Here is a 12,254-nt window from a genome sequence, read left to right as displayed (position 1 = left end):
CCAGTGACGTTAATATTCATCTTTGTTTTGTAATTAATAGATGCATTTAAATGATGAATATGTAACTAATAGCCTATAAGGTTGTTAAAGCAAGATTCGTTTACGACTAAGGTCGAGGGAGCCGTTATTTATCTACAAGCAAAAATCAGTGGGTACCGTTGAGAGAAACCTCCAAGCTATATAGCTTACTAGGCATATCTTGAAATAAACTTTGAACAAATAAAAAATGCCACTCATCAAGGTTATGAGCGGCATTGTTGTTTAGCTATATCATTCGCCTAAAATCAGCTTTAATTAGGCATGAACAGGGCTTTTGAATCTAGCTTTCAGACGAAGCCTGTTCGCCTTTCACATCAAAGTCGATCTTCTCTGCGCCAGTGAACACTTGGAAACGCAGGCCTTTAGCGCGAGCAATGGTCGTGATACCAAATTGCTGAGCCAAGTCTAAGCCCATTTGTGTTACGCCAGAGCGTGATAGCAGAACAGGAATACCCATCTGCGCTACTTTGATGACCATTTCAGAAGTCAGGCGGCCAGTAGTGTAAAAAATCTTATCTTCACCAGACTCTTTGTTAAGCCACATCTCACCAGCTAACGTATCTACCGCATTGTGACGGCCAACATCTTCAACAAACGATAGAACCTTGTCGTCTTTGCAAACTGCGCAACCATGTACCGCGCCAGCTTTCTTGTAGGTGTCGTTGTAATGAGTCAGCGCTTCTAAAGCCGTGTAAATTTCAGATTGCTTAATCTTGGTTTGAGGCACCTGGTAATCTTCCAACTGCTTCATCACGTTTCCAAACATGGTGCCTTGACCACAGCCAGAGGTCACCGTCTTCTTCTTAAGCGCTTGCTCAAGTTGGCTCGTATCTTCTTTGGTGATAACCGCTGCAGAGCTGGTTTCCCAATCGATGATGATAGACTCAACCGCTTCAGGGTCAGAAAGGAAGCTTTGGTTCTTCAAATAACCCAAGACTAAAGATTCAGGGCGCGAGCCAAGCGTCATCAGGGTTACGATCTCTTTCCAGTTCAACATAACGGTAAGAGGGCGTTCACAAGCGATCTGTTTGGTTAGCTTCTCACCATATTCATCAAACACTTCAACTTCAATTGTCTGAAGTGGGTTTTCGCTAGTTTTTATTATGTTTGGTTTTACCACAGTCACGTCCTACTTAATGAGATAGCGATTTTAAGAGATAAGAAGTTAACAAGACGGTCTAACGCCACTCTTGTTAATCGATTCTTTAGCCCATGCTTAAAGCAAATCTTATTCCAAAATAACGGGTATTCAGGAAAACATGAAGCATTCGATTAAAATAGCGCAAAATATGAGAGTTCACCGAGTGGAGTTGTCTGAAATAACCAGTATCGACTAACGTTATAGTGACAACTTGATAACGAACGCTATAGATACGCTCTCGCAGTTAATCCGTATTGGCGTGTTTATTGCTTTATGGGGTGTATATGATTGCGCACAGTACAAAATGTCCTAAGTGCATTCAGACCAAAGAAAATCAATTGGGTGAAGTATGTCTGAGATAAAAGAATTCAAAGAACAATATGAAAAAACAGAAGCAGCTTGGCCAATCGGTGTCCAAAGAATTGAGAAAGAGATCAAAACAGGTATCTGGGTAACGACGCAATGGGAATTGACGGGGTTTGAACTGTCGCCAGAAGGTGATGCCCAAGACGTTTGCTTACTTCAGTTACACAAAGACGAGCGTACGGACTATCGTTTCAACTTAAGCTCTCAGCAACCTAAGCTTTTCTTAGTGATGGATAATGTCGATTCTGGTGTAAAACCAGTTATTCAGTTACTTACAGCATCACAAACTGTTGCAGGGCAATACATGGACGGTGACAACCAAGTCCTTTCATACGACATTCCGCTACCTGTGCAAGCTTGGATGGAAGCCTTCATAGGCCGTCATGGTGAGTTGCTAGAAGCAAGACGTAAGAAACGTAAAGGTGCGGGTAGATCAAATGGCAACTAACTTCTTTAGCCGTTGGTCTCAACGAAAGCTTGACGAATCCACTGACGAAGCTTTGGAAGTAGAGCAAACACTGGAAGCACCGGAACTCACTTCCTCTGATTCTTCATCTTCTGAGATTTCGTCTGCTGATCTTTCTTCTGAAATGGAAGCAGCAGCGCCTCAGTCTTTAGATAGTGATCCTTTAGAAACCAATGAAGAAGTTCATGCTGCTGACGTTCAAGATCCCGCACCAGAAGCCACTGAAGACTTGTCTGTTGCTCAATTATTGGTATCAGAAGCCTCAGAAAGCGTAAAAAAAGCCGCATTGCGTAAATTATTCCTCTCAGAAGAATTCAATGTTCGTGATGGTTTAGATGATTACGACGACGATTACAGTAATTTAAAGTCTCTTTCTGAAGGGGTTGCGGAAACCCTGCGTGATTGGGTTAAAGATAAAACGGAAGAAGACACTACGCCAGAAGAAGACCAAGTCATTGATAATAAAGATGAAGGCTCAGTTTTAGAAACTTCTGAAAGCGATCTTGAGGCATCTGATAATGAACTTGAAACTTCAGAAAGTGCCGAAATAACCGAACAAGAAAAAGAACTGTATAAAAACACAGTTTCAGATAAAAGCGCTACCACATCAGACGAAGATGACCTGAAAGAGATGGGACAAAATATACCACACAAAGAATAGGTACATTTTGACTAAATACTCAATGAACCGCTTGCGACAAAATGTCCCAAGCGGTTTTTTTATACGCACAATAAACGCTATAAAGAATTAAATTACTGATATATAAGGTTTATTAAATTGGCATGGCATTTGCTAAATAACGTTTATTATCAACTTTTTTGTAGATAGACGAATTCATAGTCTGACGAGCGAGACACTGGCTAAAGGGTTAGTTGTTAACGGATTACTCAGCAAGTTCTCTATCGCTTACTACAATGAAGGTTGAACAGATTATCCATGTCCAAAGATGGAACTGAGCAATGCTTAAACAATTATTAGAACAAGCAACTTCAAATAACGCTAAAGCAAGACTGTATGCATTTGAAAATACAGTTGAGTTAACAAATCTGATTCCACCTACTGTTAGCTACGAAAGCGGCGGTAATACTCTTGTTATTGGTCCAACTGCGATCATTGAAAGTGCTGCGGCTCAATTACCTCAATTGACGAGCTTAACCTTATTGTCGACAGACGGCGAAAAGGGCAAAAACCCAGAACTGTACTTCGCGAATTCGGTTCAAGTATCCGGTTTCCTTGGTACGTTTGAAGTTGTGATTGAGAGTAAAGGCACATCAAGCAACTTAGCGAAAATCGCGATTAATCACGATTGTTTCGATGTTGTTCTAGACCTATGTCTGAATAGCTGCATGACAGAAGAAGTGCCTGTACCGGGTTATTACCCAGTGGGTCGAGGCTATCCAAAACTGGCCGAAGCACTGGAAGAGATTCCAACGCTAATGGGTACATTTGATAAGCCTAAGTTCTTCCGTTTAGACACTGACCTTTGTGCGCACAGTTCTCGTGGCGTAAAAGGGTGTGAACGTTGTGTTGATGCTTGTCCTGCTGGCGCGCTATCAAGTGAAGGCTCAGACAAAACAGGTCACAAAATCGAGATTAACCCTTATCTATGTCAAGGCGTCGGAACTTGTGCAACAAGCTGTCCTACAGAAGCGATTACCTATGCGCTTCCAAACCCTGACGATACTCAAAAGTTCATTGAACGTACGCTAGCTAACTATGAACATGCGGGCGGTCTGGATCCAATCGTACTTATCTGTAGCTCTCGTCATGAGACTTACAATGTAATGGCGCTAAAAGCACTACCAGATAACGTTATTCCAATCGTTGTTGAAGAACTGCCTTCTATTGGTATTGATACTTGGTTTGCAGCGCTAGTGAATGGCGCAACTCAGGTTCTGTTTGCTGCTTCTCGTTTTATGCCAGAGACGATCATTCGTGTTCTGAATAACGAAGTCGGGATTGCTCAAGAGCTACTAGACCAAATCGGTGTTCCAAAAGAAACCATCGATATCCTGTATTTAGAGTCTCTACGTGAAGGGCCTCCAACACTGTGCGTTGATTCTTTCGACCTTGCACTTGGCGATCTTCAAGGCAACAAACGTCAACGTCTATTCACTGCACTCGATGCTATGTCTTCATCTCGCATTCCTGTCGAGAATATCGTTGAACTTCCTTCGAATGCACCATACGGCACGGTTTCGTGTGAAAGCAAAGATTGTACGTTATGCATGAGTTGTGTTGCGGTTTGTCCTACACGTGCTCTTCATACCGACGGTGCTTCTCCATCACTTAAGTTTGTAGAACAAGACTGTATTCAATGTGGTCTGTGTGAAAAGGCATGCCCTGAGAATGTTCTCACTCTGACACCTCGTATGAATTGGGTGAAAGAAGAACGTCAACAAGCGGTTGTGATTCATGAAGAGAAAGCGGCGGAATGTTTACGCTGCCATAAGCCATTCGCTCCACAGTCTATGATTGACATGCTGCAGAATAAGTTACGTGGTCACTCTCATTTTTCAGATGAAACTGCGATTAATCGTATTGCGATGTGTGAAGACTGTCGTGTGGTGGACATGTTCGACTCAATGGCTCAAGACCCATTGAATCAATTGAAATACTAGGAGTTGGCATTGGATACTAATTTGGATCAAGAACAGACACTAAGAACTGAAATCTATTTGGTTCTTTCTGCATTGTTCCGTAGCGCACCTTCTGAAGAGGTCATTGATTTCCTAAAGACGTTAGACATTGAAGCGTCTGAGAGTGCAATGCAAAAAGCTTGGATTGCCATTCAACAAGCAGCAACGGAATCAAATCGCGAAGCGTTAGAAGACGAATATCAAGATCTGTTCATTGGCATTGGCCGTGGAGAGATTGTTCCATTTGGTTCTTGGCATAGAACTGGCGCCATGATGGAAAAACCATTAGCAGAGATTCGTCATGATTTAGAGCTTTTAGGCATTGAGCGTGATGATCAAGTGAAAGAGCCAGAAGATCATATTGCGGCATTGTGTGAAGTAATGGCAATGCTAACCGGTGAAGAAGAAGCGCTTCAGCAAGCTGTTTTCAATAAGCATCTTGGCCCTTGGTTCAACTCTTTTACGCGTCAGCTTAAAAGTGCAGAAAGTGCGAACTTCTACAAATCGGCAGCTCAGCTGTGTGAAGCATTCCTAACGTTAGAGCAAGTGCGTTTTAGCGTTAATACAAAAAGCAGTAAGCATAAATTAAAGATTGATGTGAAAAACGTCACTGATTACGAGTAATCGAGCAGTACGCGATTATATCGATAGAGGGGCATTAAGCCTCCAAAAAGATCTACCGCAAGGTAAGGAAGCAATGATGAAAGATAATAAAGAAATAAACACAAGCCGTAGGGACTTACTCAAAGGCTTAACAACTGCAGCCGTAGCGGGTGCAGTTGTCGCTGGAACAACGAAGGTGGCAACTGCTTCAGAAACGGTTGAAATGCCGAAAGAAGACATGAAGAAGACGGGCTATCGTGAAACGCAACACATTCGCGATTACTACGACACGCTTTAGGAGATAACGGATGAAACTTGTCAAACGCTCCGATAGTGTGAGCAAAGAAACCAATCAACTGGGTGTGTCTCGACGTGCCTTCATGAAAAACACCTCTCTAGCGGCTGGTGGTGCGGTAGTAGGCGCTGGTCTATTCGCTCCGGGTATGATGAAAAAGGCGGAAGCTAAGTCAGTCGACCCTGAAGCGAAAACAGAAGTGAAACGCACTATCTGTTCTCACTGTTCTGTGGGTTGTGGCATTTACGCTGAAGTTCAAAACGGTGTTTGGACGGGTCAAGAGCCTGCATTCGATCACCCATTCAACGCTGGTGGACATTGTGCGAAAGGCGCAGCTCTGCGTGAGCACGGCCACGGTGAGCGTCGCCTTAAGTACCCAATGAAATTGGAAGGCGGTAAGTGGAAGAAGCTTTCTTGGGAACAAGCGATTGAAGAGATCGGTAATAAAGCGCTAGAACTTCGTAAAGAGTCTGGTCCTGATTCCGTTTACTTCTTGGGTAGTGCAAAACACAGTAACGAGCAAGCTTACGCATTCCGTAAGATGGCGTCGCTTTGGGGCACCAACAACGTTGACCACCAAGCGCGTATTTGTCACTCAACCACAGTAGCCGGTGTTGCAAACACTTGGGGTTACGGCGCGATGACAAACTCGTTCAATGACATGCACAACTGTAAGTCGATGCTGTTCATTGGTTCGAACCCTGCAGAAGCTCACCCGGTTGCGATGCAACACATCCTAATCGCGAAAGAGAAGAACAACTGTAAGATCGTTGTTGCGGATCCTCGTCGTACGCGTACTGCTGCGAAATCTGATCACTATGTTTCTCTACGCCCGGGTTCAGATGTTGCGTTTATCTGGGGTCTGTTATGGCATGTCTTTGCTAACAAATGGGAAGACCAAGAATTCATCCGCCAACGTGTATTCGGCATGGACGAGATCCGTGAAGAAGTTGCGAAGTGGAACCCAGCAGAAGTTGAGCGTGTAACAGGCGTTAGCGAAGAAGACGTTTACCACACAGCAAAACTGCTTTCAGAGAACCGTCCGGGTTGTATCGTTTGGTGTATGGGTGGTACTCAACATACTACGGGTAACAACAACACACGCGCTTACTGTGTACTTGAGCTTGCGCTAGGTAACATAGGTAAATCAGGTGGCGGTGCAAACATTTTCCGTGGTCACGATAACGTACAAGGCGCAACTGACCTTGGCGTACTATCAGACACGCTACCGGGTTACTACGGCTTGTCTGAAGGTTCTTGGCGCCATTGGTCTAAAGTTTGGGATATCGACTTTGACTGGGTCAAAGGACGTTTTGACGACAACGCATACGGTGGTCAAAAGCCAATGAACAGTGCAGGTATTCCTGTCTCTCGTTGGGTTGATGGCGTGCTTGAAGACAAAGACAAGATTCGCCAACGCGAAAACATCCGCGCCATGTTCTACTGGGGTCACGCGGTGAACTCTCAGACTCGTGGTCCAGAGATGAAGAAGGCGATGCAGAAGCTGGATATGATGGTTATCGTTGACCCATACCCAACAGTCGCGGCAGTCATGAACGATCGCACCGATGGCGTTTACTTGCTTCCAGCAACCACTCAATTTGAAACCTACGGCAGTGTAACGGCGTCAAACCGTTCTCTACAGTGGCGTGACAAGGTTGTTGATCCTCTGTTCGAGTCTAAGCCTGACCACGAAATCATGTACCTTCTTTCTAAGAAGCTTGGTTTCTCTGAGCAACTGTTCAAAAACATCCGTGTTGAGAACAACCAACCATTGATTGAAGACATCACTCGTGAATTCAACAAAGGTATGTGGACGATCGGCTATACAGGTCAAAGCCCAGAGCGTTTGAAAGAACACCAACAAAACTGGCACACGTTCCACAAAACAACGCTTGCTGCAGAAGGCGGCCCAGCGAATGGCGAGACTTACGGTCTGCCTTGGCCATGCTGGGGCAACCCAGAGATGAAACACCCAGGTACGCATATCCTTTACGATACGTCTAAACCTGTTGCTGAGGGCGGCGGTAACTTCCGTACTCGTTTCGGTGTCGAATTTGAAGGTCAAAGCCTATTGGCTGAAGACAGCTACTCAAAAGGCAGCGAAATCAAAGATGGTTACCCAGAGTTCAGTGACAAACTGCTGAAACAACTGGGTTGGTGGGACGACCTAACAGCAGAAGAAAAAGCCTCTGCTGAAGGTAAAAACTGGAAAACTGACGTTTCTGGTGGCATCCAACGTGTTGCCATTAAGCATGGTTGTATTCCGTTTGGTAATGCGAAAGCGCGTGCGATTGTTTGGACATTCCCAGACCGCGTACCACTGCACCGTGAGCCACTTTACACGCCACGTCGCGACTTAGTTGCTGATTACCCAACTTGGGATGACAAAGAAGCGATTTTCCGTGTTCCTACGCTTTACAAGTCGATTCAAGACCAAGACAAGTCTGGTGAATACCCGATTATTCTTACTTCTGGTCGTCTGGTTGAGTACGAAGGAGGTGGTGAAGAAACCCGTTCAAACCCATGGCTAGCCGAACTTCAACAAGAGATGTTCGTTGAAGTGAACCCGAAAGATGCGAACGACATCGGTTTCAAAGATGGTGATGATGTTTGGGTTGAAGGTGCTGAGAAAGGTCGAATTAAGGTGAAAGCGATGGTTACTCGTCGTGTGAAACCTGGCCTAGCATTCCTACCATTCCACTTCGGTGGCAAGTTCCAAGGCGAAGATTTGCGTTCTAAGTATCCAGAAGGCACTGATCCTTACGTTATTGGTGAAGCTGCAAACACAGCAACCACATACGGTTACGACCCTGTCACGTTGATGCAGGAAACGAAAGTAACCCTTTGTAATATTCGTAAAGCGTAAGGAGTCTTAAAATGGCTAGAATGAAATTTCTTTGTGACACCAAACGTTGTATCGAATGTAACGGTTGTGTCACTGCATGTAAGAACGAAAATGATGATGCTCTGGAATGGGGTATTCAACGTCGCCGCGTTGTAACACTGAACGACGGTGAACCGGGTGAAAACTCTATCTCAGTAGCGTGTATGCACTGTACTGATGCACCTTGTATGGCAGTTTGCCCAGCAGACTGTTTTGAACATACAGAAGACGGCATCGTACTTCACAATAAAGATCTATGTATCGGTTGTGGTTACTGCTTGTTTGCTTGTCCGTTTGGCGCACCTCAATTTCCTAAACAGGAAGCCTTTGGTGAGCGCGGTAAAATGGACAAATGTACCTTCTGTGCTGGCGGTCCAGAAACAGAGCCAGGTTCTGTGGAAGAGCGTCAGAAGTACGGTGCGAACCGTATTGCTGAAGGCAAGCTACCAATGTGTGCTTCTTTATGTTCAACCAAAGCACTGCTAGCGGGTGATGCAGAGAAAGTCTCTGATGTATTCCGTCAGCGTGTTGTTGAGCGTGGTGCGAAGGGTGCAGGCTGGACAGACGGCAATGACCTTTCTTACGATGCGATGAAGAGCTAGTTAGGAGAGACATATGCTTACAATGTTTAAGCGTCTCTTCCTTGTTGTGCTGCCAATGTTGGCAGCACTAACAATGCTGTCTCCTATGAGCCATGCATCAGAGACTAACGCTTCACAAACTCAATCGAGTAGTGCAGAAAGAGAAATCACACAACTTGCTGGCGCCGATTTTTGGCGACAAGTAAGAAACGGTGAAGAAGGTTACACCACATCTCAATCTGCTGAGCACGGTGTGTTGATCAGTACTCCAGGTCAAACGTGGTACATATTGAAGGAGAAGTGGATGTCACCAGCCGGTGCTGTCGCTATCTTTGGCAGTATTGCTTTCGTTACCTTAATGTACGTTGTGATTGGCCCACTAATGCTGAGTGCGCCAAGAACGGGTCGTAAGATCAAACGTTGGTCGCGACTTGACCGCGCACTGCACTGGAGTATGGCGTTTACCTTCTTAACACTGGCTTTCAGTGGTTTGATGTTGGTTTACGGTAAACACTTCTTGAAACCTTATATCCCAACCGATTTATGGGGCTTCATCGTTCTATTGGCGAAGCAATACCACAACTACATCGGCCCGATTTTCTATGTGCTGTTGATGGCTGTTCTTATCAAGTGGTGGCGCAAGTCGATCTTCAAAATGGTCGATATCCAGTGGTTTATAAAACTGGGTGGTATGGTCGGGAAACATAAAGGTTCTCATCCATCTGCAGAGTTTTCTAACGCGGGTGAGAAAGCGCTATTCTGGCTATTGATTGTTATGGGTAGTGTCGCTGCGATCAGTGGCTTGGTTTTGGACTTCCCAATCTTCGGTCAAACCCGTCGTGATATGGAGCTTTCAAACCTAGTCCACATGTTGGCTGCTTTAATCCTTATCTGTGGCTTTGTGTTCCACATCTACATCGGCTTGTTCGGTATGGAAGGTGCACTTGAAGGCATGGTAACAGGCGAAGTTGATGAAACTTGGGCTAAAGAGCACCATGACCTTTGGTACAAAGAAGTGATGGAACAAGAGAAAAACGGCACTGAACAAAGCGCTAACGTAACAACAGAGAAAACAGAAGGGGTGAATAAGAATGAACAAACCTCATAAAGGTATTTGGGTCGCTTACATCCTAAGCTGCTTTACACCATTTACTTGTCTTCTCTCTGGTGTGGTCGCGATTATCTACGCAGGCTATCGTTTAGATAAAGGTGAAGACGGCGAAGTAGTGGATACGCACTACTATGGCTTGATTCGCTCGTTCTTCTTGAACCTGACGTTCTTTGTTGTACTTATCGTCACAGTAGCGACCTCTAACGGCGTGTTAATTGGTGTGAACGATTACTGGTATCAAAACCATATTATCGATGACATCGCTTACTACATTCCCTATGTCGGCATGCTGTTTGGTGGTGTGGCGATTGTGGTGTGGTTTATTCGTATGTATCAAGGCATGCAGCGCTTAAGTCAAAACCTACCGCAAAACCCGACAACAGGACCAAACCTGTAGTGAGTATCAGACGAAGTAGATAACAACTTATCTAGAGCGATTTACTCAAAGCAACCATTGTATAGAAAGCCCAGTGATTCGAATCACTGGGCTTTTTTTGTCCACCCTGAACAAGGGTCTAGTCAACTTGGAAGAAGATTTTTAGTGAATGCTTCAAAATATTTGGAGTAGCTCTAAAACAGAACCAAGCATGATATTGACCGCGCCAATATGGTGCAACTCCCTTAATTGGTGCAATTAATTTTAAACATCCCTCCATCTCAAATATCCAAAAAAGTGCAGTGGTAATTTTAACCCTTTAAAATCATAAGTTTAAAGCAAAAACTTGTTGCACGAAAATTACGTGAGCGTGTTGGAACGCATCTTGCGTTTACTGTTGAGTCTTTAATTAATTACGACATCAATTCGCACGGTTCTAGTGCAATTGAGACAAAGCTAAGGGAGAGAGCTTTAATGAGTCAAACGGTTACCCAAGTTCATAGCGCAGTAGAGAGCTTGACGCAGAGTTCAGACACTCTATTTCTATTATTAGGCGCCATCATGGTCTTCTTAATGCACGCAGGCTTTGCATTTTTGGAAGTCGGTACAGTAAGAAAGAAAAACCAAGTGAACGCGCTGGTTAAGATCCTCTCGGATTTCGGCGTTTCTGCCATTGCCTATTTCTTTATCGGTTACTGGGTGGCTTACGGTGCGCATTTCTTTGCAGATGCAGAAACCTTATCGCAAGGTAATGGTTACGAGCTGGTGAAGTTTTTCTTCTTGATGACGTTTGCAGCGGCGATTCCAGCGATCGTTTCTGGTGGTATCGCTGAGCGTGCACGTTTCTATCCAATACTCATCGCAACACTTTTCACCGTTGGGTTTGTTTATCCATTCTTTGAAGGCATCATTTGGAATGGTAATTTTGGTTTCCAAGATTGGCTTGAAGCACAATTCGGTTATGGCTTCCATGACTTCGCAGGCTCTGTAGTAGTTCACGGCGTTGGCGGTTGGATTGCTTTGGTCGCGGTTTACTTCTTAGGTATGCGTAAAGGTCGTATTCGTGCAGGTAAACACACTAACTTCGCACCATCTAACATCCCATTCTTAGCACTGGGTTCTTGGATCCTATGTGTGGGTTGGTTTGGCTTCAACGTGATGTCAGCTCAAGCTATCAATGGCATCAGCGGCCTAGTAGCCATGAACTCACTTATGGCGATGGTCGGCGGCATTCTAGCGGCTTTAGTCGCAGGTAAAAATGACCCAGGCTTCATCCACAATGGTCCTTTGGCTGGTCTCGTAGCGATTTGTGCAGGTTCAGACTTAATGCACCCACTTGGCGCTCTCGTTACAGGTGGTGTAGCGGGCGCATTGTTCGTTTACCTGTTTACTTACATGCAGAACAAAACACAGATTGATGATGTGCTGGGTGTATGGCCATTGCACGGCGTGTGTGGCGCTTGGGGTGGCATTGCAGCTGGCATCTTCGGCCAGCAAGCCCTCTGGGGACTAGGTGGCGTGAGCTTTGGTGCTCAGGTGATTGGTACGCTAGCGGGCATTACAGTAGCTTTAATCGGTGCATTGGTTGTCTACGGTGTGTTGAGCAAAGTAACTGGCCTAAGGTTAAGTGAAGAAGACGAGTTCAACGGTGCGGATCTTTCAATCCATAAGATCTCTTCGATTAACGAAGACTAACGTCATCAATCTTGATGAGTGTTAAGCCCTTGCTAGACACAAATTAAATTATAA

The 12,254-nt window shown here is 44.9% G+C and carries 11 protein-coding genes; 10 read left to right on the top strand and 1 reads right to left on the bottom strand.

Features of this window, described 5'->3' with window-relative positions:
- Nucleotides 1-319: 319 nt before the first annotated feature.
- Entirely contained in the window at nt 320-1,159 is an 840-nt protein-coding gene (gene fdhD / locus L3V33_RS11670) for a formate dehydrogenase accessory sulfurtransferase FdhD (RefSeq protein ID WP_237290420.1), read from the bottom strand.
- A 370-nt stretch (nt 1,160-1,529) separates the two neighbouring features.
- Here fdhD and L3V33_RS11665 point away from each other — a divergent pair, with 370 nt between their 5' ends.
- From L3V33_RS11665 to L3V33_RS11620, 10 genes are all read left to right on the top strand, one after another.
- Nucleotides 1,530-1,994 (top strand): DUF3305 domain-containing protein, encoded by a 465-nt coding sequence (locus tag L3V33_RS11665; RefSeq protein ID WP_016795575.1) that lies wholly within the window; start codon nt 1,530-1,532, stop codon nt 1,992-1,994.
- Nucleotides 1,984-2,673 (top strand): DUF3306 domain-containing protein, encoded by a 690-nt coding sequence (locus tag L3V33_RS11660; RefSeq protein WP_016795574.1) that lies wholly within the window; start codon nt 1,984-1,986, stop codon nt 2,671-2,673. The genes L3V33_RS11665 and L3V33_RS11660 overlap by 11 nt, the downstream gene beginning before the upstream one ends.
- Nucleotides 2,674-2,972: 299 nt before the next feature.
- Complete coding sequence (locus L3V33_RS11655) at nt 2,973-4,634, top strand: 4Fe-4S dicluster domain-containing protein (RefSeq protein ID WP_017087794.1); 1,662 nt, start codon at nt 2,973-2,975, stop codon at nt 4,632-4,634.
- Between the two features lie 9 nt (nt 4,635-4,643).
- A complete protein-coding gene (locus tag L3V33_RS11650; RefSeq protein ID WP_237290419.1) occupies nt 4,644-5,276 on the top strand; it encodes a molecular chaperone TorD family protein in 633 nt (210 codons plus the stop codon).
- Between the two features lie 76 nt (nt 5,277-5,352).
- Nucleotides 5,353-5,553, top strand: coding sequence for a twin-arginine translocation signal domain-containing protein (locus L3V33_RS11645; RefSeq protein WP_004733728.1), 201 nt, complete (start codon nt 5,353-5,355; stop codon nt 5,551-5,553).
- A gap of 10 nt (nt 5,554-5,563) precedes the next feature.
- A complete protein-coding gene (locus tag L3V33_RS11640) occupies nt 5,564-8,419 on the top strand; it encodes a formate dehydrogenase subunit alpha (protein WP_237290418.1) in 2,856 nt (951 codons plus the stop codon).
- Nucleotides 8,420-8,430: 11 nt separating this feature from the next.
- Nucleotides 8,431-9,039, top strand: a complete 609-nt coding sequence (fdh3B, locus tag L3V33_RS11635) for a formate dehydrogenase FDH3 subunit beta (RefSeq protein ID WP_004733723.1) — start codon at nt 8,431-8,433, stop codon at nt 9,037-9,039.
- Nucleotides 9,040-9,052: 13 nt separating this feature from the next.
- A complete protein-coding gene (locus L3V33_RS11630) occupies nt 9,053-10,126 on the top strand; it encodes a formate dehydrogenase subunit gamma (protein ID WP_171316387.1) in 1,074 nt (357 codons plus the stop codon).
- Nucleotides 10,110-10,526: a hypothetical protein gene (locus tag L3V33_RS11625; RefSeq protein ID WP_017059624.1), complete on the top strand. Its 417-nt coding sequence runs from the start codon at nt 10,110-10,112 to the stop codon at nt 10,524-10,526. The genes L3V33_RS11630 and L3V33_RS11625 overlap by 17 nt, the downstream gene beginning before the upstream one ends.
- A 453-nt stretch (nt 10,527-10,979) precedes the next feature.
- Entirely contained in the window at nt 10,980-12,200 is a 1,221-nt protein-coding gene (locus tag L3V33_RS11620; RefSeq protein ID WP_171316391.1) for an ammonium transporter, read from the top strand.
- Nucleotides 12,201-12,254: the final 54 nt, after the last annotated feature.

Origin of the sequence: Vibrio sp. A2-1, from assembly GCF_021728355.1 — a bacterium.
Classification (GTDB): domain Bacteria; phylum Pseudomonadota; class Gammaproteobacteria; order Enterobacterales; family Vibrionaceae; genus Vibrio; species Vibrio splendidus_K.
This window is presented reverse-complemented; position numbering and strand designations above follow the sequence as displayed.